Source organism: Pseudomonas sp. H1_F01, assembly GCF_054681425.1.
This window is the reverse complement of record NZ_CP162823.1, coordinates 6,617,105-6,641,276: the sequence shown is the minus strand read 5'-3', so window position 1 is coordinate 6,641,276 and position 24,172 is coordinate 6,617,105. Positions and strand designations below refer to the sequence as shown.

Annotated in this window: 19 protein-coding genes; 11 read left to right on the top strand and 8 right to left on the bottom strand. The window is 61.8% G+C overall.

Annotated features, from left to right (window positions below; genetic code table 11):
• Positions 1-427 precede the first annotated feature (427 nt).
• Positions 428-811: a DUF6124 family protein gene (locus AB4O09_RS29775; protein ID WP_003196498.1), complete on the bottom strand. Its 384-nt coding sequence runs from the start codon at positions 809-811 to the stop codon at positions 428-430.
• Between the two features lie 487 nt (positions 812-1,298).
• On the opposite strand from AB4O09_RS29775, the gene oscA reads away from it, so the two are divergent.
• The 8 genes from oscA to AB4O09_RS29735 all read left to right on the top strand — a co-directional run bounded on the left by oscA (position 1,299) and on the right by AB4O09_RS29735 (position 9,831).
• Positions 1,299-1,481 carry a sulfur starvation response protein OscA gene (gene oscA, locus AB4O09_RS29770; protein WP_003186967.1) on the top strand — a complete coding sequence of 61 codons (183 nt, stop codon included), beginning with the start codon at positions 1,299-1,301 and terminating at the stop codon, positions 1,479-1,481.
• A gap of 139 nt (positions 1,482-1,620) precedes the next feature.
• Positions 1,621-2,634 (top strand): sulfate ABC transporter substrate-binding protein, encoded by a 1,014-nt coding sequence (locus AB4O09_RS29765; protein ID WP_003196501.1) that lies wholly within the window; start codon positions 1,621-1,623, stop codon positions 2,632-2,634.
• A 177-nt stretch (positions 2,635-2,811) separates the two neighbouring features.
• Complete coding sequence (gene cysT, locus AB4O09_RS29760) at positions 2,812-3,630, top strand: sulfate ABC transporter permease subunit CysT (RefSeq protein WP_013692011.1); 819 nt, start codon at positions 2,812-2,814, stop codon at positions 3,628-3,630.
• Positions 3,631-3,642: 12 nt separating this feature from the next.
• Positions 3,643-4,512: a sulfate ABC transporter permease subunit CysW gene (gene cysW / locus AB4O09_RS29755; RefSeq protein ID WP_003196505.1), complete on the top strand. Its 870-nt coding sequence runs from the start codon at positions 3,643-3,645 to the stop codon at positions 4,510-4,512.
• 3 nt (positions 4,513-4,515) lie between these two features.
• Positions 4,516-5,505, top strand: a complete 990-nt coding sequence (locus tag AB4O09_RS29750; RefSeq protein ID WP_003196507.1) for a sulfate/molybdate ABC transporter ATP-binding protein — start codon at positions 4,516-4,518, stop codon at positions 5,503-5,505.
• Between the two features lie 281 nt (positions 5,506-5,786).
• Positions 5,787-7,148, top strand: coding sequence for a hypothetical protein (locus AB4O09_RS29745; RefSeq protein ID WP_003196508.1), 1,362 nt, complete (start codon positions 5,787-5,789; stop codon positions 7,146-7,148).
• Positions 7,145-7,657 carry a hypothetical protein gene (locus AB4O09_RS29740; RefSeq protein WP_003196510.1) on the top strand — a complete coding sequence of 171 codons (513 nt, stop codon included), beginning with the start codon at positions 7,145-7,147 and terminating at the stop codon, positions 7,655-7,657. Before AB4O09_RS29745 ends, AB4O09_RS29740 begins: the two co-directional genes overlap by 4 nt.
• Positions 7,654-9,831 (top strand): GMC family oxidoreductase, encoded by a 2,178-nt coding sequence (locus tag AB4O09_RS29735; RefSeq protein ID WP_003196512.1) that lies wholly within the window; start codon positions 7,654-7,656, stop codon positions 9,829-9,831. Before AB4O09_RS29740 ends, AB4O09_RS29735 begins: the two co-directional genes overlap by 4 nt.
• 171 nt (positions 9,832-10,002) lie before the next feature.
• Here the strand turns inward: AB4O09_RS29735 and AB4O09_RS29730 are convergent, their stop codons facing one another.
• On the bottom strand, positions 10,003-10,527 hold the full coding sequence (locus AB4O09_RS29730; protein ID WP_003196514.1) for an Mpo1 family 2-hydroxy fatty acid dioxygenase: 525 nt from the start codon (positions 10,525-10,527) through the stop codon (positions 10,003-10,005).
• A gap of 87 nt (positions 10,528-10,614) precedes the next feature.
• Here AB4O09_RS29730 and AB4O09_RS29725 point away from each other — a divergent pair, with 87 nt between their 5' ends.
• Positions 10,615-11,301 carry a Crp/Fnr family transcriptional regulator gene (locus AB4O09_RS29725; RefSeq protein ID WP_003196516.1) on the top strand — a complete coding sequence of 229 codons (687 nt, stop codon included), beginning with the start codon at positions 10,615-10,617 and terminating at the stop codon, positions 11,299-11,301.
• A gap of 66 nt (positions 11,302-11,367) precedes the next feature.
• On the opposite strand, the gene AB4O09_RS29720 is transcribed toward AB4O09_RS29725, so the two are convergent.
• Positions 11,368-12,372 carry an AraC family transcriptional regulator gene (locus tag AB4O09_RS29720; RefSeq protein WP_003196518.1) on the bottom strand — a complete coding sequence of 335 codons (1,005 nt, stop codon included), beginning with the start codon at positions 12,370-12,372 and terminating at the stop codon, positions 11,368-11,370.
• 100 nt (positions 12,373-12,472) lie between these two features.
• On the opposite strand from AB4O09_RS29720, the gene AB4O09_RS29715 reads away from it, so the two are divergent.
• Complete coding sequence (locus tag AB4O09_RS29715) at positions 12,473-13,546, top strand: fatty acid desaturase (protein WP_028237215.1); 1,074 nt, start codon at positions 12,473-12,475, stop codon at positions 13,544-13,546.
• 127 nt (positions 13,547-13,673) lie between these two features.
• Here the strand turns inward: AB4O09_RS29715 and AB4O09_RS29710 are convergent, their stop codons facing one another.
• The 3 genes from AB4O09_RS29710 to AB4O09_RS29700 form a co-directional block, all read right to left on the bottom strand.
• A complete protein-coding gene (locus AB4O09_RS29710) occupies positions 13,674-16,178 on the bottom strand; it encodes a TonB-dependent siderophore receptor (protein ID WP_003196522.1) in 2,505 nt (834 codons plus the stop codon).
• A gap of 85 nt (positions 16,179-16,263) precedes the next feature.
• Positions 16,264-17,265: a FecR domain-containing protein gene (locus AB4O09_RS29705; protein WP_033063711.1), complete on the bottom strand. Its 1,002-nt coding sequence runs from the start codon at positions 17,263-17,265 to the stop codon at positions 16,264-16,266.
• Positions 17,255-17,755, bottom strand: coding sequence for a sigma-70 family RNA polymerase sigma factor (locus tag AB4O09_RS29700; protein WP_028237216.1), 501 nt, complete (start codon positions 17,753-17,755; stop codon positions 17,255-17,257). Before AB4O09_RS29700 ends, AB4O09_RS29705 begins: the two co-directional genes overlap by 11 nt.
• A gap of 253 nt (positions 17,756-18,008) precedes the next feature.
• On the opposite strand from AB4O09_RS29700, the gene AB4O09_RS29695 reads away from it, so the two are divergent.
• Positions 18,009-19,889 (top strand): methyl-accepting chemotaxis protein, encoded by a 1,881-nt coding sequence (locus tag AB4O09_RS29695; RefSeq protein WP_003196528.1) that lies wholly within the window; start codon positions 18,009-18,011, stop codon positions 19,887-19,889.
• A 230-nt stretch (positions 19,890-20,119) separates the two neighbouring features.
• On the opposite strand, the gene AB4O09_RS29690 is transcribed toward AB4O09_RS29695, so the two are convergent.
• Positions 20,120-20,590: an SRPBCC family protein gene (locus AB4O09_RS29690; RefSeq protein ID WP_003196529.1), complete on the bottom strand. Its 471-nt coding sequence runs from the start codon at positions 20,588-20,590 to the stop codon at positions 20,120-20,122.
• A gap of 32 nt (positions 20,591-20,622) precedes the next feature.
• A complete protein-coding gene (locus AB4O09_RS29685) occupies positions 20,623-24,162 on the bottom strand; it encodes an amino acid adenylation domain-containing protein (RefSeq protein WP_460107829.1) in 3,540 nt (1,179 codons plus the stop codon).
• Positions 24,163-24,172: the final 10 nt, after the last annotated feature.

Here is a 24,172-nt window from a genome sequence, read left to right as displayed (position 1 = left end):
ATGTTGGTCGAGTGCATATCTGTTGCTGCGGTAACGGCGGCTTAGGGTTCCGCCCTGACGGCGGCTCACTTTTGAAGAGCCCGGAAGCCGGCCCAGTCAAAAGTAAGCAAAACGCTTTTGCCCCACCACTCGGCACCTCGCTTGGGCTCGGTGTGCCCTCACTCCGGCATTGCTCCGTGGGCCCGCCGCGAAGGGCCATCCATGGCCCAGCGCGGCTATCCCGGCATCCATGCCGGGATGCCCACTGCGCAATGCCTTCGTTCGGCCAGCGTGGTTAATGGGGCGCCGAGATCAACGTCCACCACGAGGCGGCCTAGTAGCCGACCTGGTTCTCCCGGTCGTACACCCCTCAGATCTGTTTGAGCAGGACCTGTGGGAGCAAAGCTTGCTCGCGAAGGCGTCGGCTCAGCTTGCATCAATGCAAGCGCTACCCCTTGGCCCCAGGCGCCGCCATCTCCTTGGTTTCCAGATGATCCAACGCCCGCTCGACCAACAACTGCACCCCATCGGCCATGCGGCTGATCGCCAGGGCGACGCAGCGGCGTGAGTCATCCACGTCGTCAGCCAGGTCGGCGGCGATGGTGCTGATGGAGAGCAGGTCTTCGGAGGCGTTGGCGAGCAGGGTTTCGGTGTCGATGTGAGGGGCGACGATGAACAGCTTGGTGCTGTCGGGTTCAGGCGGTGAGGCGGGCTTGGGGTTGAGGTAGTAGTCGAGGGCGCGGGTGGCGGCGTCATCGAGCTTTTTTTCTTCCTGCGCTTGGACGCGGGATTTGTGGCCGTTTTGCGGCGGATTAGGTGATGGCTTGAACATAGTTGTACTCCGAAGTTTTCAGGAGCCAACACCGCTTCGCTTGCACAGTCGAGAGAGGTGGCAGCTATGCATAGGTGTGCAAGACCGGTCGGAGTACCCGGCAGACCCGAAGATCTCCCATACACAGCTGCCATAACGACTCGCGAGCATAAAAAAATGCCCGATGAATAGCCATCGACAATTGTGTCCTCCGCCGGACTTGCACGTCCGTGTCACCGTTTTTTGCGATGACGAACAGAGGTTATCCGCGCCATAGAGCGCTGCCTAGTTCATGAACGGCCCGGCGTTTTGAAGGAAATATCCGAGGGTTTGGCAGGGAAAAAGCCCCTAACCACCCCTGCCGTAGAACGTCGGCTACTTTCTGTAATTTTGGTTATATAAAAATTCTTAAATAGTCTTTTTAAGAATATCTGCACTTATCTAGTATTGCTCCCACGCCGCAAGCAGTGCCGCCCACTGCCAGGCATTCATTCAAAGGAGCAGCAGCATGAGTGCATCTCTACGTAGCGTTGACGGCCAGGACGAAGCAACCATCTTGCGCGAGATCCAGAGCGCATTGCGCGATCTGCGTTTTGGGGCGGTGGAAATCACCGTGCACAACGCGCAGGTGGTTCAGATCGAACGCAAGGAAAAATTCCGGCTGCAGCAGCCGAGTCATAAGCCGTCTTGAAGAAAGACAAAAGATCGCAGCCTTCGGCGGTGCCTACGGGGGGCTGAGTGTAGGAGCTGCCGAAGGCTGCGATCTTTTTCTACAAGCCAAACGAATTTCCAGAAGCCATAAGAAAACCAGAATTCCAGGAGCTTTCACCATGTCGTCCATTCGTCGTTATGCCCTGGCCGCGCTGGCCAGTGCTGTTTTTGCAGGTTCCGCCGTCGCCAAAGATTACGAGCTGCTCAACGTGTCCTACGACCCGACGCGTGAGCTTTACCAGGATTACAACGCCGAATTCGCCAGTTTCTGGAAGAAAGCGCACCCGGACGACAGCGTGAAGATCCAGCAGTCCCACGGTGGTTCGGGCAAGCAAGGCCGGGCGGTGATCGATGGTCTGCGGGCCGACGTGGTGACTCTGGCCCTGGCTGGTGACATCGATGAAATCGCCAAGCTGGGCAAATCCCTGCCAGCGGACTGGCAAACACGCCTGCCGGAAGCCAGCACGCCCTACACGTCCACCATCGTGTTCCTGGTGCGCAAGGGCAACCCCAAGGGCATCAAGGATTGGGGCGACCTGATCAAGAACGACGTGTCGGTCATCACCCCGAACCCGAAGACCTCCGGCGGTGCGCGCTGGAACTTCCTCGCCGCCTGGGCCTATGGCCTGAAGGCCAACGGGGGTGACGAAGCCAAGGCCAAGGAATACGTGCAGGCACTGTTCAAGCACGTGCCGATCCTCGACACCGGTGCCCGTGGCTCGACCATTACCTTCGTCAACAACGGTCAGGGCGACGTATTGCTGGCCTGGGAAAACGAAGCCTTCCTGGCGTTGAAAGAGGACGGTGGTGCGGACAAGTTCGACATCGTCGTGCCGTCGCTGTCGATCCTCGCCGAACCGCCTGTGGCGGTGGTGGACAAGAACGCCGAGAAAAAGGGCAACCTGGAGATCGCCGAAGCCTACCTCAAGCACTTGTACAGCCCGGCCGGCCAGGAAATCGCCGCGAAAAATTTCTATCGTCCACGGGACAAGGATGTGGCCGCCAAGTACGCCCGGCAGTTCCCGAAACTGGACCTGGTGACCATCGACAAGGACTTCGGCGGCTGGAAAAGCGCCCAACCGAAATTCTTCAACGATGGTGGCGTGTTCGACCAGATCTATCAGGCGCAGTAAGCTGAAACAAAGCTAAATCCGGACACCGAATTTGTGGCGAGGGGATTTTGTGGGAGCAAGGCTTGCCCGCGATGGATGCGATGCGGTCCTTCAGAAACCGAGTCGCCTCTATCGCGGGCAAGCCTTGCTCCCACCCAGTCTTGCTTCCATGTTTAGTGTTTTTAACCAAGGACCTTTATGTCGCGTCGCATATCCCCCGTCATACCCGGCTTCGGGCTGACGCTGGGCTACACCCTGGTGTACCTCAGTCTGATTGTGCTCATACCCCTGGCGGCGATGTTCGTGCATGCCGCCCAGCTCACCTGGGAACAGTTCTGGGCGATCATTTCGGCGCCGCGTGTGCTGGCGGCCCTGAAACTCAGTTTCGGCACCGCGCTGTACGCCGCCATCATCAACGGCGTGATCGGTACGTTGCTGGCCTGGGTACTGGTGCGCTACACCTTCCCCGGTCGCAAGATCATCGACGCGATGATCGACCTGCCGTTCGCCCTGCCCACCGCCGTGGCCGGTATTGCCCTGACGGCGTTGTATGCGCCGACCGGCCTGGTCGGCCAGTTCGCCACTGACCTGGGCTTCAAGATCGCCTATACGCCGCTGGGCATCACCCTGGCGCTGACCTTCGTGACGTTGCCGTTCGTGGTGCGCACGGTGCAGCCGGTGCTGGCCGATATTCCCCGTGAAGTCGAAGAAGCCGCTGCCTGCCTCGGCGCCAAGCCATGGCAGGTGTTCCGCCACATCCTCGTGCCGGCGTTGTTGCCGGCCTGGTTGACCGGCTTCGCCCTGGCCTTTGCCCGTGGCGTGGGCGAGTACGGTTCGGTGATTTTCATCGCCGGCAACATGCCGATGAAAACCGAGATCCTGCCGCTGCTGATCATGGTCAAGCTCGACCAATACGACTACACCGGCGCCACCTCCATCGGCGTGCTGATGCTGGTGGTTTCCTTCGTCCTGTTGCTGCTGATCAACCTGCTGCAGCGGCGCATCGAAACCCCATAAGGAGGTGCGAACATGTCCCAATCGTCTATTTCCGCGGCCTCCACCAATGCCGCTCGCCGCGGCAGTGCAACGTCGCGGCGCGTGTTGATCGGCCTCGGCTGGCTGATTTTTGCGCTGTTTCTGCTGTTACCGCTGTTCATCGTGGTGTCCCAGGGCCTGAAGCTCGGGCTGGGGGCGTTCTTCACCGCGATCTTTGAACCCGACGCACTGTCGGCGTTGAAGCTCACGGTGGTTGCGGTGCTGATCTCGGTGCCGCTGAACCTGGTGTTCGGCGTCAGTGCCGCGTGGTGCGTGAGCAAATATTCATTCCGCGGCAAGAGCATGCTGGTGACGCTGATCGACCTGCCGTTCTCGGTGTCGCCAGTGATCGCGGGCCTGGTCTACGTGCTGATGTTTGGCGCCCAGGGCTTGTTCGGGCCGTGGCTGTCGGATCACGACATCCAGATCGTGTTTGCGCTGCCGGGCATCGTCCTGGCGACCATCTTCGTCACCGTACCGTTCGTGGCTCGTGAACTGATCCCGCTGATGCAGGAGCAGGGCACCCAGGAAGAGGAGGCTGCGCGCCTGCTCGGCGCCAATGGCTGGCAGATGTTCTGGCATGTCACCGTGCCGAACATCAAGTGGGGCCTGATCTATGGCGTAGTGTTGTGCACCGCCCGGGCCATGGGTGAGTTCGGCGCGGTGTCGGTGGTGTCCGGGCACATTCGCGGGGTGACCAACACCCTGCCGCTGCACGTCGAGATCCTCTACAACGAATACAACCACGTGGCCGCGTTCGCTGTGGCGAGCCTGTTGCTGATCCTGGCGCTCTTCATCCTGCTGCTCAAGCAGTGGAGCGAAAACCGAATCAACCGCCTGCGCGCCAGCGCCGCGGAGGAATAAGTCATGTCGATCGAAGTCCGTAACGTCAGCAAGAATTTCAACGCGTTCAGGGCCCTGGACGAGATCAGCCTGGATATCCAGAGCGGCGAGCTGGTGGCGCTGCTGGGCCCGTCGGGTTGCGGCAAGACCACTCTGCTGCGGATCATCGCCGGCCTCGAAACCCCGGACCAAGGCAGCATCGTGTTCCACGGCGAGGACGTGTCCGGCCACGACGTGCGTGATCGCAACGTCGGTTTCGTGTTCCAGCACTACGCCTTGTTCCGCCACATGACGGTGTTCGACAACGTTGCCTTCGGCCTGCGCATGAAGCCCAAGAACCAGCGCCCGAACGAAAGCCAGATCGCGACCAAGGTCCACGAGCTGTTGAACATGGTGCAGCTGGACTGGCTCGCCGACCGTTACCCGGAGCAGCTGTCCGGCGGCCAGCGCCAGCGTATCGCCCTGGCCCGCGCCCTGGCGGTGGAGCCCAAGGTGTTGCTGCTGGATGAACCGTTCGGCGCCCTCGACGCCAAGGTCCGCAAGGAACTGCGCCGCTGGCTGGCGCGGCTGCACGAGGACATCAACCTGACCTCGGTGTTCGTGACACACGACCAGGAAGAGGCCATGGAAGTCGCCGATCGGATCGTGGTGATGAACAAAGGCGTGATCGAGCAGATCGGCTCGCCCGGCGACGTCTACGAAAACCCGGCCAGCGATTTTGTGTATCACTTCCTCGGCGACTCGAACCGCCTGCACTTGGGTGAGGACCGGCATGTGCTGTTCCGCCCTCACGAAGTTTCGCTGTCGCGCTCGGAGCTGGAAGACCACCACGCCGCCGAAGTGCGCGACATCCGTCCGCTCGGCGCCACCACTCGGGTGACCCTGAAGGTGGAAGGCCAGAGCGAGCTGATCGAGGCGGAAGTGGTGAAGGATCACGACAGCCTGGTGGGCCTGGCGAAGGGCGAGACGCTGTTCTTCAAGCCGAAGGTCTGGCAGAAAGTCGCCAACCTCTAAAAGCAAAAGCATCGTCGGAACGCCGCCCGGAGCAAGCTCGCTCCCACAGGGGATTTGTGTGTGGCGCAGATCCATTGTGGGAGCGAGCCTGCTCGCGATGGCGTCCTCGACATTACCTCGATCTGAATCTGAATAACGACGTTTCTGTTTGCTTCAATCGGTTCTACTTCTGCACCTGTCCTTGAATCAAACCCTACCTAGACTCTGACTTGCCAGGAGGCAGTGAGAGTCCAATGACGGACCGGTGTTATCTCCTGGCGCCTGATGCCAAGGAGATGAGTATGAGAGTGGAAGTCAGTCGGCATGGCCCGCTTGGCTGTGCATTGTTAGGCGTCTTGCTGGCCCCGGCCGCCAGCGCCGCCCCCTCGTTGTCCCCCCAGATACCCTTCGATGTCACGGTGACCAAGCCCGTTTCACTGGTCAGCCTGCAAGCCAATTTCGATGAGCTGTCGTGGCAGACCTTCATCGCCCTGAGCTGGCCGGCGCTGGATAACGGCGACCCCAATACCGGCACCTCCATCGGCAAGCAGGATGGCGCCACCGTGTGGGAAAGCTGGAAAGAGAGCTACCAGATTTTCCGCGCCAAGGGCCAGGCCCCGCTGCCCTGGAATGCCCCGGCGACCCTGCCCGAAGCGTGCAAGTCGCTCAAGCCCGGTCGCCTGTTGCAGCAAATGGGCAAGGTGCCCGATGTGCTGGATGAATTTATCCAGCCCTTCGAGAGCGGCCCGCTGGTGGACCAGAACGGTACGTACACGCGCAACGAAATCGTGGTCAACCAATCGATGTTCAACGGCATCGTCGACAACGGCCTGTACAGCATTGAAGGACAGCAGGCGTTTTTCGCCGCGAAGCCGACCAATGCCGTGGCGTTCAGTTGTGGTTCCACCGAGACCAAGCAGGTCGGCGCGGTGATGGTGAAGGCGTCGTGGAAAGTACTGGGCCCCAACGACAACCGGCAGGACTTTCACACCGTCGATGCGCTGGTCTACACCCCGGGCAACAACGACCCGAGCCATGGACCGATTGTCGCGGAGTCGTGCGTGTCCGAGCCGGTCGGTTTGGTGGGGTTGCACATGGTCCATAAGACCGCCAGTGCGGCGCAATGGGTCTGGTCAACCTTTGAGCATGTGAAAAACGTGCCGGAAAAAACCACGCCCGTTGCCCAGCGGACGGGGCCTTATCTGTTCTACAACGCAGCCAGCACAAGCGACATCAACCAGCCGCCACCACGGCCATGGAACCCGGCGGTCAAGGCGACGCCCTCGCAGATCGTGCGCGACGTGCCGCTCACCGAGGCCACCAAAAAACTGAACGCTACGTATCAAGGTCTGTTGCGTACGGTGAACCCGAAGAGCGTCTGGGCGAACTATCAACTGATCAGTACCCAGTGGCCGTCAGACCCGCCCAAGAACTGCCAGATATCGGCCGCCAACCCGCTGGGCAGCCCTGCGCCCTCGTTCCTGGCCAACGCCACGCTGGAGACCTACATCCAGGGCACCGTGCCCCAGGCGTCTTCCAGTTGCATGGCTTGCCATGGCAATGCGGCCACCCATGTCACCGAGTCGCCGCGTACCAGCTTCGCGGATTTCACCTATTTGCTCGAACGCGCACAGTCCACCAGTGGACAAGGAGCCAAGCAATGAGCAGCAATCTGGATAATTTCGTAGGCCTGTCATCAGCCCTTATTGGCATCTCGACGGATCGTTTGGCACCTCAGATCGACCCGGTCGGTTTGCCGCCGATCTTTCTCGATTATGTCACTGCGCGAGTTCCTTCCGACGTGCTCAACGCGCTCTTGACTCAATACGCCACCCTGGTGGCTGAGCACTTCCCGCCCGACCAGATCGCCCAGCAGATACTGAAGTTCAACATGCAACCGACGATTCCACGCACGGTACTCGCCGCGCGCTCGATCATGAAGCTGTGGTTGTTGGGCGTCTGGTATCAACCGTTCGATATGGCGCCTTTCAAGAAAGATGATTCAGCGGTGGTGTCCGATCAGGCCTACATCCACAGCTGGGCCTGGAAAATCGCTCAGGCTCACCCGATGGGCTACAGCGAATCGTTTTTTGGGTATTGGAACAGCGCGCCCTCCAGCCTTGAAGATTTGACCGGCGTATCCGCTAACGGACAGCAAGGAGCGTTGTCATGAGTACCGAACAAGCCGAAGTGGTGATCGTTGGCGCAGGCCTGGCCGGTAGCATCATTGCCTATCAGTTGAGCATGGCCGGGATTGATGTACTGGTACTCGAATCGGGGCCGGAGATACCGGTCAATCGTGCCCAGTATCTGGAGCGTTTCTATACCGCGACGCTGAAAACCCCTGAGTCCCCTTACCCACCAAGCACGACACTGGACCCACATCTCAAGGGGCCGGCCGAACTGAACGCTCCACGGGCGACCATTGCCGATCTGCTCAATGGCAACTGGAACAACCCGGCGGTCAGCTACTTGGTCCAGAAAGGCCCGATGCCCTTTACGAGCACTTACGAACGGGTGGGTGGCGGCACGACATGGCATTGGGTCGGAACCTGCCTGCGCATGGTGCCGAACGATTTTCGCCTGCGGTCCAAGTATGGCGTCGGGGTGGATTGGCCGATAGGTTATGACGATCTGCAAAGCGCCTATTGCCGGGCGGAAGCGGAAATCGGTGTGTCGGCCAACGTCGCCGACCAAGGTTATCTGGGCATGACCTTTCCCGAGGGTTATGCATTCCCGATGCGCAGCATTCCGTTGTCGCTGGTCGATGGCAGCTTTGTCACGGCTGTCACGGGACAGACGTTCGATAGCCTGCCGCTGGTAGTCAGCCCGACGCCGGCTGGGCGCAACTCCCAACCTTATGCCGGTCGCCGGGTATGCGCCGGCAATACCAACTGCACGCCGATCTGCCCGATCCAGGCCAAGTACGACGCCACTGTGACCATGAACAAAGCGTTGAATACTGGCAAGGTCCGCGTGCTTTATCGAACCGTGGCCAGCAAAGTAACCGTTGGCACTGACAGCAATATCAATGGCATCGAGTTCAAGCAATATCAGTTGGAAGATGGCCCCGTCACTGGAACCGGCGTGGCAATAGGACAACGTTATGTGATCGCCGCCCATGCGATCGAAACACCGAAACTGCTACTGCACTCCGGCGTGGCCAACAGCAGCGGGCAAGTGGGGCGCGGCCTGGCTGACCATCCCATTTATCTGGCGTGGGGGTTGATGCCCGAGGGCAAGGCGATTTTCCCCTACCGGGGACCGCTATCGACGGCCGGCATCGAAAGCCTGCGCGACGGTGCCTTTCGCAGCGATCGTGCGGCGTGGCGTATCGAGATTGGCAACGAAGGTTGGAACTGGCCGGCCGGTGATCCCTACACCACGGTCGCTGACTTTATCGATGGGAAGAACAATGGTGGCGCCAACCCGAGCAATAAATTGCTATCCGGAACGGCGTTGGTACAAAAGCTCAACGACGTCTTCACCCGCCAGTTCCGGATCGGTTTCCTGGTCGAGCAGGTCGAGGACGATCCCGACCACGCGCAATGCTACATCGTGCCCTCGACCCAATACACGGACCGGCTCGGCATCCCTCGGCCGGAAATCCACTACAACCTGTCCGAGTACACCATGAAGGGTTTCCAGCAGGCGAAAGTACTGGCGACACGCATCATCGAGGAGCTGCTCGGTGCCCAGGAGTTGACGGGCATCATCGGACCTGGATGTTTTACGTACGACAAGGTGCCCTACAGCTTCCAGGGCGCCGGCCACCTGATGGGGACTTATCGCATGGGCGATGACCCCACCAAGTCTGTGGTGGACAAGTACCAGCGCAGTTGGGACCACAAGAACCTGTTCCTGGTGGGCGATGGCGTGTTCCCCAGCACCGGCACCTCGAACCCGAGCCTGACGATTGCGGCGCTGTCGTTCCAGGCTGGGGATACGCTGGCCAATGACCTGCGGGCGGTGACGATGCAGGTCCAATCCAACGTCGCCTGGCAGGGCACTGGCGTGCAGGTCAACGGGTTGGTACCGCGACTGGTGCGCTATGTCAGTGGGCGATGGTGTGCCAGTCCGCAGGGTGGCAATGTCGATGGAAATGGCGGTTCGAGGCACATCGACTACAGCAGCTATGCCTTGCCCGGTGCCGCCGAAGGCGCCTTGATCGGTCGCGTGGGCAATGATGGCAAGCCGTTCCTGGTGGGTGACCTGGGGCAGGTTCCGGGCGACCAGCAAGGGGAACTGCAACTGTGCATCAACGATGACCTGACCGGGCAGCACGGGTCTGGCTTGAAAGATAACACCGGCGCGCTGACGATTCGGGTCGAGTTTGGTGCGCTGTAAGGCTTGAGCGGTAACGGTCCAACTCCTGTGGGAGCGAGCTTGTGGGAGCAAGGCTTGCCCGCGATGGCATCGCCTCGGTCTATCAGTTACACCGAGGTGTTTGCATCGCGGGCAAGCCTTGCTCCCACAGGTTCGTTCCCACAAGGGGGGAGGCGGGGTATTGCGGTGTTTTCAGGCGGCCGAGCGCTGGTTGCGCAACGCCACCGGCCCGACGCGCTCTTCGATGGCCTGCTTCAGTTCGCCGCGAAGCCCCAGCAGAAAACCCGCTTCCACTACCACAAACAGCGGCCCGACAATCAGCCCGGTGAGGTCGTCGACGAACGCCGGCTTGCGGCCTTCGTAATAGTGACCGACGAACTGGATCACCCAACCCACCACGAACATCCCCAGGCCACTGCCCAGCCACACCAGGGTGCTTTGCGCGGCGAGCACCTGGCCCAGCCATAGCGCCAGGCCCAGCAGCACCGTCATCAACACCCCCAGGCGCAACTCCAGGCGCAGGTAGAACCAGGCACTGGCCACGGCCACCAGCAGCGCCGGCGACACGAGGACTGCGCCCACTGGCCAGCCGGGCCGTGACAGCAGCACGGCGACGGCGACGAAGATCAGCGGGATACCGATGAAATGGCTGGCGATGTTGCGCGGGTCGCGATGATAGGCGGCGTATTGACTGAGATGATCGACGAGGCTTTTCATTGTTGTTCCTCCTGAGGTGATGCCTGCATGATGCCCAGGTACCACAAGGCGTTCTGTCAGTTAGCCGACACTTGTCCCGGAGTTTCCATGAATTCGCATCCCTGGCACTCACACCTGATGGCCGGCCACTGGTACAGCCATCTGCCTGTTGAGTTACACAATAGTCTGCTGGGCATGGCACGGGTGCGCCGCCTGCCGCCGGGGCATCGGTTGTTCCAGCGTGGCGACCCACCGTGCGGGCTGTATGCCGTGCTGGAGGGCGCGGTGCGCGTCGGTGCGGTGAACGAACAGGGCAAGGAGGCGTTGCTGAGCGTGGTAGAGGCGCCCCACTGGTTCGGTGAAATCTGCCTGTTCGATGGCCAGCCGCGCACTCATGATGCGGTGGTTGTCGGTCAATGTACGCTTCTGCACGTGCCCCAGGCGCCGTTGCTGGCATTCCTGCAAGAGCAGCCGATCCACTGGCGGCATCTTGCATTATTGATGAGCCACAAACTGCGCCTGACCTTCATCAACCTCGAACACCTGAGCCTGATGCCCGCCCCGGCCCGCGTGGCCCACCGCCTGCTGCTGATCGCCGAAGGCTACGGTGAAATCGAACCGGCCCGCCGGGTCCTGCAACTGCCCCAGGAACAACTGGCGCTGATGCTCGCGCTGTCACGCCAGACCACCAACCAGATCCTCAAGGACCTGCAGGCCCAGGGCATCCTGCACCTGGGTTACGGCGAGATCGAAATCCTCGACATCGAGCGGTTGCGGGCCCTGACCACGCCCTGAACCCGATCTGAACCTTGTGGGAGCGAGCTTGCTCGCGATTGGCGGCAGCCCAGGCACTGCAAATCCCTAGCGCAACCCTTCCCGAAACTGCCCTGGCGTCATCCCGGTCCAGCGCTTGAATGCGCGGCTGAAGCTGCTGGCATCGGCAAAACCCAACAGGTAGCTGACTTCGCTCAGCGAGCAATTCGGATCCCGCAGGTGCAGCAGCGCCAGATTCTCCCGGCACTCGTTGAGCAGGGCGTCGAAACGGCAGCCTTCGTCGGCCAGGTGCCGTTGCAGGCTGCGCAGGCTCAGGTGCATGGCTTGGGCGATGCGTTCGGCGCTGGGCTCGCCTTCGGGCAATTGGGCCTCGATGGCCGAACGTACCTTGCGCTCCCAGGTCAGCGGCTTGAGCTGGGCGAGGGTGCGTTCGAGCACGGTTTCGTTGTGTTCGGCCAGTTCCGGGTTGGCGTCGTCCAGATGGCTGTCGAAATCAGCGAGGTTGAACTCCAGGCAATCCTGCGCGGCGCCGAAATGCACCGGCGAGCGGAACACTTTGTGCCAGGGGCTGGGGTCCGCCGGTTCCGGGCGCCGCAGGTACACCGCCAGCGGTGCGTAATCACGGCCGAGGCGGTTGCGACAGGTGCGCACGTAAATCGCCGTGAACGCGTCGATGGCTTCAAAGGCTGGCACCGGTCGGCCCGGCGGCACCTCGAGGCTAAAGCGATAGCGGTCCTCTGCGCGGATCAGTTGGAGGGTCAGTGCATCGCTGACCACCGGGTGATAGCGCACGATCCGTTCGAACACTTCCCGCAGGCTGCCGCTCGCCACCAAGGCATAACCCAGTGCGTGAAACGTGGTGGGGCTGACGAAGCGCGACACCCGCAGGCCGATGGCCGGGTCGCCGCTGGCCTGCACGGCCAATGCCCACAGGCGGGTAGTGGCCGAGAGCGGGTAACGGGCGTTCGGGTCGTCCATCCATTGCGGGTCGAGGCCGGCCTCGACGCACAAGGCGTGGCTGTCCAGGCCCAACGCATCGAGCTGTTTGCGCAGGGCGCGGGTCCAGCTGGCAAGGGAGGTGGGTTCAGTCATGACGATTGGCGCTTGCGGTCAACAGGTTGGCGTTTACGGCTACCACCCCGTGGGACTACGCCCGGCAGGATGAGCACATCTCTAACAGAGGATGTAAGCCATGCACGGCACTTGCGCAAGCCCCGAGCGATTGAATGCACAACAACGATCGGCCCATATTCGCCAGGTGGTCCTGGCCCGGGGCGAAGAATTGCGCCAGCGCTATCCGATCCTGCGCCACCAGGATGCGTTGGGCGCGGGCATCCTGGCGTTCGCCCTGGCCGGGATGATCGGTTCGGCGCTGCTCTACATCAACGGTCACCTGGCCGGGTGGGCGTGCCTGTTGCTCAACGCGTTTTTCGCGTCCCTGACCCACGAGCTGGAACACGACCTGATCCACAGCATGTATTTTCGCAAGCAGCGCCTGCCCCACAACTTGATGATGGGCCTGGTGTGGCTGGCGCGGCCGAGCACGATCAATCCGTGGATCCGTCGCCACCTGCACCTCAACCATCACAAGGTGTCCGGCAGCGAGGCCGACATGGAAGAGCGGGCCATCACCAACGGCGAGCCCTGGGGACTGGCGCGGTTGCTGATGGTCGGGGACAACGTGATGTCGGCCTTCATCCGCCTGCTGCGGGCCAAGACCTGGGCGCACAAGCGCAGCATTCTCAAGCGTACGCTGAAGGTGTATTTCCCGCTGGCGTTGCTGCACTGGGGCGCCTGGTATGTGTTTCTCGGTTTTCATGGGGCCAACGGCATCGCCAGTCTGCTGGGGACTTCAATTGATTGGTCGTCCACAACGCTGGCGGTTATGCACGTGATCGACATCGCCGCGGTGGTGATCATCGGCCCGAACGTGTTGCGCACCTTTTGCCTGCATTTCGTCAGCTCGAACATGCACTACTACGGCGACATCGAGCCGGGCAATGTCATCCAGCAGACCCAGGTGCTCAACCCCTGGTGGCTGTGGCCGTTGCAGGCGTTCTGCTTCAACTTCGGCAGCAGTCACGGCATTCATCATTTCGTGGTGAAGGAGCCGTTCTACATTCGTCAACTGACGGTGCCGGTGGCGCATGAGGTGATGCGCGAGATGGGTGTGCGGTTCAATGATTTTGGCACGTTTGAACGGGCGAACCGGTTTGTGCGGGAAGAGGGTGTGGTGCGGGAGGAAGGGGATACGGTTCGGGTCTGATCGTTCCCATGCTCTGCGTGGGAACGCATCCCGTGACGCTCCGCGTCACACTCCAGAAGCGGAACGCGGAGCGTCCCTGGCGACGTTCCCACGCGGGAGCGTGGGAACGATCGATCTGAGGAACAGGTTAGAACTGATAACTCACCGTCGCCGCCACATTGCGTTCTTCACCCATGTAGCAATAGCTCAGGCTGGCGCACGAAGCGACGTAGGTTTCGTTGGTCAGGTTGTTCGCGTTCAGGCGCACGTCCACGCCCTTCAAGCCGACCTTGCCCAGGTCATACCCCACCGAGGCATCGAACAACGTGTAGGACGGCACCTTCATGGTGTTCTCCGCATCGGCCCAGCTGTAGCCGACATAGCGCACGCCGCCACCCAGGCGCAGGCCGTCGAGGGCGCCGCTGTCGAACTTGTAGTCAGCCCAGACCGAAGCCATGTGGCGCGGGGCCTGGGTCGGTGAGTTGCCCTTGTTTTCGATGATGTCGGTGGTGGTGCTCAAGGTGCTGATCATCGATTTCGAGTATTCGATGTCGGTGAAGGTGTAGCTGCCCAGCACTTTGAATTGTTCCGTCAACTGCAGGTGCGCTTCCAGTTCCAGGCCCTGGGAGCGCACGGCCCCGACGGCGCGGTAGAAGTTTTCCTGGGGCAGTTTGGTCGCCAGGTTTTCCTGGTCGATGCGAAACAGCGAGGCGGTGTACAGGTCATCGGTGCCCGGCGGCTGATACTTCAGGCCCAGTTCCCATTGCTTGCCATCGGTCGGCGGCAGTGGGTTGCCGGCGCTGTCTGCGTAGGAGTTCGGATTGAACGACTCGGAGTAGCTGATGTACGGCGCCAGGCCGTTGTCGAACAGGTACAGCGCCCCGGCGCGGCCCGTGAGCTTGGTGCGTTTGTCGTTGATCTCGGTGCCTTCCGGGCGGCCAAATTCGGCGATGCGGTTTTCATCCGAGGTTCGGACCCAGTCCTGGCGCAGGCCGAGGGAGAAGCGCCATTTGTCCATTTCCACCAGGTCTTGCAGATACACGCCGGTCTGCTCCAGGCGCCGCAGGTAACTGGTGGGGCTGAAGTAGGTGATGGTCGAGTTGCCGTAGGTCGGGTCTAAGGCATTGATCGGCGCGAGGCTGCCGCTGGTCCAGTCGACCACGGTTTTGCGCCGCTGGTAGTCGACCCCCATCAGCACGGTGTGCTTGGTCGCGCCGGTAAAAAATTCGGCTTGCAGCATGTTGTCGACGATGAAGGAGTGGAGCTTTTCTTCGGCGCCGGTGTAGTAGCGGTTCAGCTCGTTGCTGGTGGGCGTGGTCCAGCCATAGGCGTAGACCTGATCGTTGGTGACTTGGGAGTCCAGGTAGCGGAAGTTCTGCCGGGCGGTGAAGACATCGTTGAAACGGTGCTCGAACTGGTAGCCGAACGACTGCTGGTCGCGTTCGTAACCGTCGACGCCAGGCTCGCCTTCGAAGAAGCTTTCGGAGATCCGCCGGCCGTTGCGCTGATGCAAGGTGCCGTCGGCCGGCATGCCACCGTGGTAGCCGCCGTCGGGGTCATGCTGCAGGTAGGCTTGCAGGGTCAGCGAGGTGTCCTCGCTGAAGTCGATGTTCACCGTGGGCGCGAGGGCGAAGCGTTTTTCCTTGTTGTGGTCGAACTGGGTGTCGGAGGTGTCCGCCAGGCCGATCAGGCGATAGGTGATGCGTTTGTCGTCATCCACGGGGCCAGTGAAGTCGAAGCCCATGCCGCGTTGGCCCTGGGTACCGACCGTGGCCTGGATCTGGTGATAGGCCTCGTACTGTGGCTTCTTGCTGGTGAGCGCTACCAGGCCGCCGGGCGAGCTGCGGCCGTAGAGCACCGAGGACGGACCCTTGAGAATGTCGACCCGCTCCAGGAAGTACGGATCGACCTGCATCGAGCTGTAGGTGCCGCTGTCGCCCATGGACTTGAGGCCGTCGAGGTAGATGTTATCCACCGAGCCGTCGTTGAAACCGCGCATCGCCACGTAGTCGTAGCGATGGGTCGCACCGTAGGGGTTGGTCAGCACGCCGGGGGTGTAGCGCATGGCCTGGGACACGGTTTGCGCGCCCTGGTCGTCCATTTGTTCGCGGGTGACCACGGACACGCTCTGGGAGGTTTCGCGCAGGGCGGTACTGGTCTTGGTGGCGACCTGGCTGTGGGTGGCGTTGTAGCCTTCCATGCTGCCCAGGGCGTTACCCAGGGCGAAGCCCTTGATGTCGGTGGTCGGCAGTTCCAGCGTGCTGCCAGCGGTCTGGGTTTGCAGCACGTAGCTGCTGCCATCCTGGCTGACGGCAACCAGCCCCGAGCCGCTGAGCAGTTGGCTCAGGGCCTGGTCGGGCGAGTACTCGCCCTTGAGTCCCGGGGACTGGACGCCGCCGGTTTGCGCCGGCGTGCTTGCCAGGGTGATCCCGGCCTGGCGGGCGAACTGGTTCAGTACGTCGCTCAGTGGGCCGGGGGCGATGTTGTAGCCCTGACGGCTGGCGGTCACGCCGCTTTGTGCGGCGAGCGCGAGCATCGGCACGACGCTGACCCCAAGCGCAGTGGAGAACAGCGCTGCATGGATCGCCTGGCGCAACAGGCCCGGTTGCGCAGAGAAGCCGAAGGGGTTCTTGAGAAGCAAGCGCTCAGTCATTGTAGGTTCCGTTGGAGTCGCTGAAGGCAGATAAGGGGTGCTTACTGTCCTAGCCGGACGCCGGCCTGAAACCCGCCAAAAAAAATCAAGCCAGGCGCTGCACCGTGATCCACCAACGGGTTCGATAACGGACTTGCACGGGGAGCGTGCGTGGCAGGACGGCGAGCAATTTGTCGGTGTCCTCCAAACGAAAAACCCCCGACAAGCGCAGGTCGGCAATCGACGCCGCGCAGTTCAAATAGCCTGGGCGGTAGCGTCCTACTTCGTTGAGAAAGTCTGCCAGGCGCATGTTGCGCGTGACGATCAAGCCGTCGGCCCAGGCGCCTGCGTCCATGTCCAGCGGCGGCGCCAGGGTCGCCGTCGATGTGGTGACCAGGTAGCTTTGCCCGGCCTCGACCTGAATGGGTGTGCCATCGCTGTTTGGGTGCGAACGGATAACCACCCGGCCGCTGGTGACGCTCAAGCGTGTGCAGTCGCTGTCCTGGCGCACGACGAAGCGCCCTTCCAGGCCTTCGAACAGGCCATGGCGGCTTTGTACCCGCAGCGGGCGCCCCGGGTCGCGGCCACAGGTGACCATGATTTCGCCGCGGGCCAGGGTAATCAGGCGCTGCCGGGCGCTGAAATCCAGGTTGGCGGCGCTGTGGGTATTGAGCTCTAGCCGCGTGCCGTCCGGCAGCTGGAAGCCTCGGCGCTCACCGGTGGCGGTGGCGAAATCGGCATTCCACGGCTGCCAGCCCAGGTCCTTGCCCAGCCATGCCGCGCAGCCCACAAGTGCGACGCCCGACAACAACTTCAGGGCCTGGCGACGACTGAGGCGCTGGGCGCTGTTTTCCAGGGTATCCAGGGCGACATGAGCACCGGGCACGGCCCGCAGGTTGGAGGTCAATTCACTGTGCAGCGATTGCACCCGTTGCCAGGCCAGTTCGTGTTCCGGGTGGGCGGCGCGCCAGGTGTCGCACTGTTGGCGCAGGGTCGGGTGGGTGGTGTGATTGCGCAGGCGCAGCAGCCAGTTGATCGCCTGCCTGACCACCTGTTGCGACGGGCCGTTGCGTCGGCTCTGCAAGTGCTCCGCCGGCTCAGCTTTCATAGCGCAACACATAGCAGTGGTACAGCGCATCGGCGACGTAGCGTTCCACCGAGCGCAACGAAATGCCCATCTGTTCGGCAATCTGCTTGTACGTCAGGCCTTCGCACTGGGCCAACAGAAAGGCCCTGCGCACTTTTGGCTTGAGGCCTTCGAGCATCCTGGCGATGGCTTCGAGCAGTTCCAGAATCAGGGCCTGTGCTTCAGCACCAGGGGTTTCGGCTTCCGGCAGGTGAGCTATGGTTTCCAGGTAGGCGCGTTCGATTTCCGCTCGACGCCAATGGTCGATCACCAGGCCTTGGGCGATGGTGCGCAAAAAGGCGCGTGGGGCGCGAAGCTCCAGGCGTTCGCTACGCTGCAACAGGCGCATGAAGGTGTCTTGGGCCAGGTCCGCGGCATCGGCGGCGTTGCCCAGGCGGGTGCGCAGCCACGTATTGAGCCAGCCGTGATGACGGCTGTAGAGCGCCTGTACTGCTAACTCGGGAGATGACATGGACGCAACGGCCTGGATGTTACAAATGATAATAGGTCGCATTGTCATCAGCCGTCGGCGAATTTGCAACCACCGTTCGCTCGCCGTGTCCTCCCGTCGGCTATTTCTTCGCATCCCTAATTATTTGTACAGGTTTGCCGACAGACTTGTACGTGTGCACCAAAGTGGAGCGGATTGATAACCGCTCGCACTGTTACATGGAACGTTGCAAATCTGGAATGCACCCCCACTCCTTGCATAAGAAGCCTCATCAATGAATCTAAAGTTCAGCCACAAAATCCTTCTTGCCGCCTCTGGTGTGGTGGTCCTGGCTTTTGCCCTGTTCACGCTCTACAACGATTATTTGCAGCGCAACACCATCGGCAGCAGCCTTGAGTCGTCCATCGAGCAATCCGGCGACCTGACGGCCAGCAGCATCCAGAACTGGATGAGTGGCCGGATACTGGTACTGGAAAACCTGGCGCAAAACATCGCGCACCAGGGCGCTACTGCCGATCTGCCGGGGCTGGTCGATCAGCCGGCGCTGACCTCGAACTTCCAGTTCACTTATGTGGGCCAGGCCAACGGCGTCTTCACCCAGCGCCCGGACGCCAAAATGCCTGACGGCTACGACCCGCGTCAGCGCCCCTGGTACAAACAGGCGGTGACCGCCGATAAAACCATGCTGACCCCGCCTTACCTGGCGGCGGTGGGTGGCCTGGTGGTGACCGTTGCCCTGCCGGTGAAGCACAACGGCGAACTGCTCGGCGTGGTGGGCGGCGACCTGAGCCTGGAAACCCTGGTGAAAATCATCAACTCCGTGGACTTCGGTGGTATCGGCCATGCGTTCCTGGTCAGCGGCGACGGTCAGGTAATCGTCAGCCCGGATAAAGACCAGGTGATGAAGAACCTCAAGGACATCTACCCCGGTACCCCGGTGCGCATTGGCAAGGGTATCCAGGAGGTTGAGCTGAACGGGCAGGACCGTATCCTTTCGTTCACCCCGGTTACCGGCCTGCCGAACGCCGAGTGGTACATCGGCCTGTCGATCGACAAGGCCAAGGCCTACGCGCCGTTGAGCCAGTTCCGTACGTCTGCGCTGATTGCGATGTTTGTCGCGGTGGCGGCCATTGCGTTGCTGCTGAGCCTGTTGATCCAGGTGCTGATGCGTCCGTTGACCACCATGGGCCGTGCCATGCAGGACATCGCCCAGGGCGAAGGCGACCTGACCCGGCGCCTGGTGGTGCAGGGCAAGGATGAGTTCGCGGTGCTGGGTGGCTCGTTCAACCAGTTCGTGGAGCGGATTCACGCGTCGATCTCGGAAGTGTCTTCCGCCACTCGCCAGGTGCATGACCTGTCGCAGCGGGTGATGACCTCGTCCAACGCTTCGCTCGTCGGCTCGGATGAGCAGAGCGCTCGCACCAACAGCGTGGCTGCGGCCATCAACGAGTTGGGCGCCGCGACCCAGGAAATCGCCCGCAATGCCGCCGATGCCTCGCAACATGCCAGCGGTGCCAGCGAGCAGGCCGATGACGGTCGCCAGGTGGTGGAAAAAACCATCCAGGCCATGACCGAGCTATCGCAGAAAATCAGCCTTTCGTGCACCCAGATCGAAACCCTGAACGCCAGCACCGACAACATCGGCCACATCCTGGACGTGATCAAGGGCATCTCCCAGCAAACCAACCTGCTGGCCCTGAACGCGGCCATCGAAGCGGCCCGTGCCGGTGAAGCCGGGCGTGGTTTTGCGGTGGTGGCCGATGAAGTGCGCAACCTGGCGCATCGCACCCAGGAGTCGGCGGAAGAAATCCACAAGATGATTACCTCGCTTCAAATCGGCTCCCGTGAAGCGGTGACTACGATGAACGCCAGCCAGACGTCCAGCGAAGAAAGCGTGGAAGTGGCCAACCAGGCCGGCCTGCGACTGGTCAGCGTGACGCAGCGTATCGGTGAGATCGACGGCATGAACCAGTCGGTGGCTGCTGCGACCGAAGAGCAGACCGCTGTGGTTGAAACCCTCAACATGGACGTCAGCCACATCAACCTGCTGAACCAGCAAAGCGTGGCCAACCTCAATGAAACCCTGAAGGATTGCGATGCCTTGTCGCAACAGGCCAATCGACTGAAGCAACTGGTGGACAGCTTCAAGATCTGACCCAGTCGCAAGCCGACCCACCGCCATCGCGAGCAAGCTCGCTCCCACAGGGGACTGGCGGTGGGTCGGTATTTTGCATTCAACCCCGGAACCAAAACTGTGGGAGCGAGCCTGCTCGCGATGGCGGCCATCCAGTCAACATCGCCGACACAGACCCACCGCTTTCGCGAGCAAGCCCACACACATAGGTTTGGTGGTGGCCCTGAGTCTCAAGGCCACCCTGGAGCAGGTTATGCCTCGGGGAACATCCCCTGCACATTCCCCATCGCCTCATCGGCGAAGCCCTGGAGGAAATCCCGGAAGCCCGCCGGCGTGTGGGCGTCGGTGTGGTCGGCGATGATGGTCCAGGTGGCACGGCAGCGGTTGTCCGCCAGGGGTTCGACGCGCATGGCTGCCCACAGGTTGTCGATGCCCAGGGTGTTGTAGATCAGCGTCCAGGTCATGTGCATGGCCTGGTCGTCGCGGCTGTTGAGCTGTTCCACCACCAGGTTCTGCCCATCGCGGAAGAATTTCTTGCGCAGGGACCTCACACCCTCGCCGGTCATTTCGATGTGCTCCAGTGCCGGAATGAAATGGTTGAATCCGCCAAAATCACCCACCACGTCCCAGACGCGCGCCGCGTCGGCCGCGACCTCCACCGAGGTTTCGACCTGGCAGGCTTGGGGGTTTTTGATCAGGGTGTCGGGTTGAAATGCACTCATGGTCTTGCTCCTTGCTTTGGGTTGAGGGTGTTTCAGATGAAGTCGATGGCCTTGAGGTAATCGGCGCCGCGACGCAGCAGGGCCGGGGACTTTTCCGGGTAGCTGGCGCCCATCTGCCGCACGCCGGCGCGGGCGTTGTCGTGGCTGATCAGCGAGATATCGCCGATGTCTTCCTCGAAGCCGTTGAGGTAGAAACCCAATACGCCAAACAACGCGTTGTCGGCATCGACCCGAGCCAATTGCCGTTGCCACTCGGCAACGCTGACCAACGAAAATTCCCGGCCGCTGTCGCGAAACGAGGCGACGTAAGCGTCCCAGCTCAAAGGCTGCGGGTTGTGCAGGTTGAACACCGCTTGCGTCGGCTGGTAGCGGCTGGCGTGGAAGGCGATGAAGCGGGCCAGGAAATCCACCGGCATCAGGTCGAAATTGAGGGACAGCTCCGGCACCTGGCCGAGCTGGATCGAGCCTTTGAGCATCAGCATCAACCGATTTTTATGGGGCTGGCAGACCCCGGTCAGGCTGTTGAAACTGATGTTGCCGGGGCGGAACAGATTGACCGACACCCCGCGATCCCGGGCCCGTTGCAGGATCCGTTCGCCGACCCATTTGGACAGGTTGTAGCCGTTCTTGATGTAGATCGGCGGCGTCTTGGCGGCTGGCTGTTCCAGCACCTGGCCGTCGGCGTCCAGGGCACTGGAGGCGGAAAGCGTGGAGACGAAGTTGAAGATCTTCTTGCTGCGCCCTTCACACAGGCGCAGGCATTCGAAGATCGGCTCCACGTTGTCCCGCGCCAGGGACTCGTAGTCGAGCACATGGTTGACGTGGGCGGCGTTGTGCACCAGCGCGCCGAAGGTACGGTCGATGCGGGCGTAGACGTCGTCCGGCAAACCCAGTTGCGGTTGAGTAATGTCGGCGGCGTACACACTGACGCGGTCCAGGTCCAGGTGGGTCAGGTGATTGTCCTGAAGGGCTTGGGAGAAGCGCTCGGCCGCGCTTTGTTCCGCGCTCGCGCGCACCAGGCACGCGACTTCGGTGGCGCCCCAGGCCAGCAGTGCCTCGACGATGTGCACGCCGAGAAAACTGTTGGCGCCGGTCACCACCACCTTGTGCACATCGCCGCATTGGCTGATGGGCAATGGATCGAGGTTGAGCTCGGCCTCGGCATCGATGAAGGCCTGGGGGCTGAGGATCGATGCACTGTTTTGATCAGGATCGTCCAGCAACTTGGCCAAGGTCATCAGCGTCGGTGCTTCGATGAAGCGATTGATCGACAGGCTGCGGCCGAACGTCTGGCGGATGCTCAACAGCAGTCGCGACAGCAGGATCGAATGCCCACCGAGGTTGAAGAAACTTTCGTCGGTGGCGATGTCCTCGACCGGCAGTTCAAGCAGTTCGGCCCACAGTTGCTGCAGTTGTGTCTCGAGGGCGTTCTGCGGCTGCCGGCGTTGGCCGTCGACCTGCACCTGCACCGCCATGGCGAGCAAGGCCCGGCGATCGACCTTGCCGTTGCTGGTGTACGGCAGGCTCGGCAATTCGACGTAGGCGGCCGGGTGCATGTAGCTGGGCAAGCTGTTCTGCACATGCTCGCGTAACGCCTGGAGGGCGTCACCGGAGTGCTCGGGATGAACCAGGAACGCCAGGATCCGCCGCCGTTCATCGACCCCCACCGCCACTTGGCGAAACAACTGGCTATCGCGCAGGCAGTGCTCGATTTCCTCGGGCTCGACCCGAAAACCGCGGATCTTCACCTGGTTATCGCGCCGACCACACAGTTCGATGCCGTTGTCGGTCCACTGGCCGATATCACCCGTGCGATAGATCCGCAGCGTTTGCCCGGTGGGCAGCGTCAGGTCGAGGTAACGTGTCGCGGTCAGCGTCGGGTCGTTCAGATAACCCAGCCCGACGCCCGGGCCGGCGATGTACAGCTCGCCGGGAACACCCTGGGGAACCGGCTGCAACTGTTCGTCCAGGATCAGCACCCGGCCATTGGCGATGGGCACGCCGAGGTTGCGGTTGTTGTCGCCGACGCCTAACTGTCGTGTGGTCGCCAGCACCGTGGTTTCGGTCGGGCCGTAGATGTTGTGGAACTGGCATTGTGGCGCGAGCTGTTCGATCACGAACGGTTCGCAGACATCGCCACCGGTGATCAGGTGCGCCAGGCCCAACGGTGTATCAAGGGGCATGACGCTCAGCAGCGCAGGCGGCAGGAAGGCATGGCTGATGTGCTGCTGGTGAATCAACGCGACCAATTGCTGCGGATCGCGGCGCTGGTCTTCGCTGGGCACCACCAGCAGGGCGCCGTGGATGAAGGTCGGGAGGATATCCAGCAGCGACGCGTCGAAGTTGATGGTGGAAAACTGCAACGCCCGGCTGTCTCGTTGCAACCCGACGTAGTCGCCGTACCAGGCACAGAAGTGACTGAGGTTGCGGTGGCTGAGCAACACGCCCTTGGGCTGGCCGGTGGTGCCGGAGGTGTAGATCGCCACGGCTGGTTCGTCGCTGTCCACTGTGCGGCGGATCAACGAGGTCGGGATGCCGGGCTTGGGCGATGGCAGTTGCTGGACATTGAGCGTTGGCAACGACAGGTCGCCCAGATCGCTGTCGCCGTCGTGCAGCAGCAGGTCGGCCTGGGCATTTTCCAGGATGAAGCGCCGACGTTGCGCCGGGTGCTGCGGGTCCAGTGGCAGGTACACTGCCCCACAGCCCAGCACTGCCAGGATCGCCGCATACAGGTGCGCGGACTTGGGCAGGCAGACACCGATCACCTTGTGGGAGGAAGGCCTGTGGGAGGAAGGCTTGCCCCCGATGAACGATGACGCGGTTGGGTTGAGAACCTCGGTGTCCTCATCGCGGGCAAGCCTTGCTCCCACAGGTTCTCCAGCAGATCCTTTCTCATGTTCTGCTCGGTGCAGTATTTCCAGCATCGGTTGCTGCAACCTCAGCGCCAGGCGGCGCAAGGATTTGTAGTCGATGAGTTGTCCATCGACCCACAGGGCCGGTTGCGTCGCGTCGTCGAGCATGCGCTGTTCGATGCTGTGCATCACCGGCACATCGGCGGCGGCCAGCAGCCAGTGCACTGGCGGCCGATTGAGGCCGTGCTCGAACGCCAGCGGCTCCAGTGCATCGAGCCCGAGCAGAGGTTGGTCGACAGCGTCAGCGTGCACCGTCGGCCAGTGATCGAAGCAGGTGTCATCCCGGGATAACTGGCTGACCAGCCGTGCGCCGGTCTCGACCACGGTCGCCAGGGTACGCAACCGCAGGGACTGACCGCTGCCATCGCTTTGCGGCGCAATCACTTCCTGGCATAACAGCCGCTGCGCGCCGTCGCGGAATATCACCACCGGTTGCGGCAATACCTCGCCGGGTAGCGTGCGCAGCGCCACGCGGACCTGGAGGCATGAGAGGGCTTCAATGGCCCGCGGTGTCGTACCGTCGTCGATCAACAGGTCGACCGCGCCGTGGTTGGCCGGCGATTGCCGATCCACGATGCCATGGCCGTGCAGCTCCAGTTCCCGGGCCAGTTCGGCCATGGCCTGGCTGGTGCCAGGCACTGCAATTTCGAGGCGTTTCATCGAAAGGTCC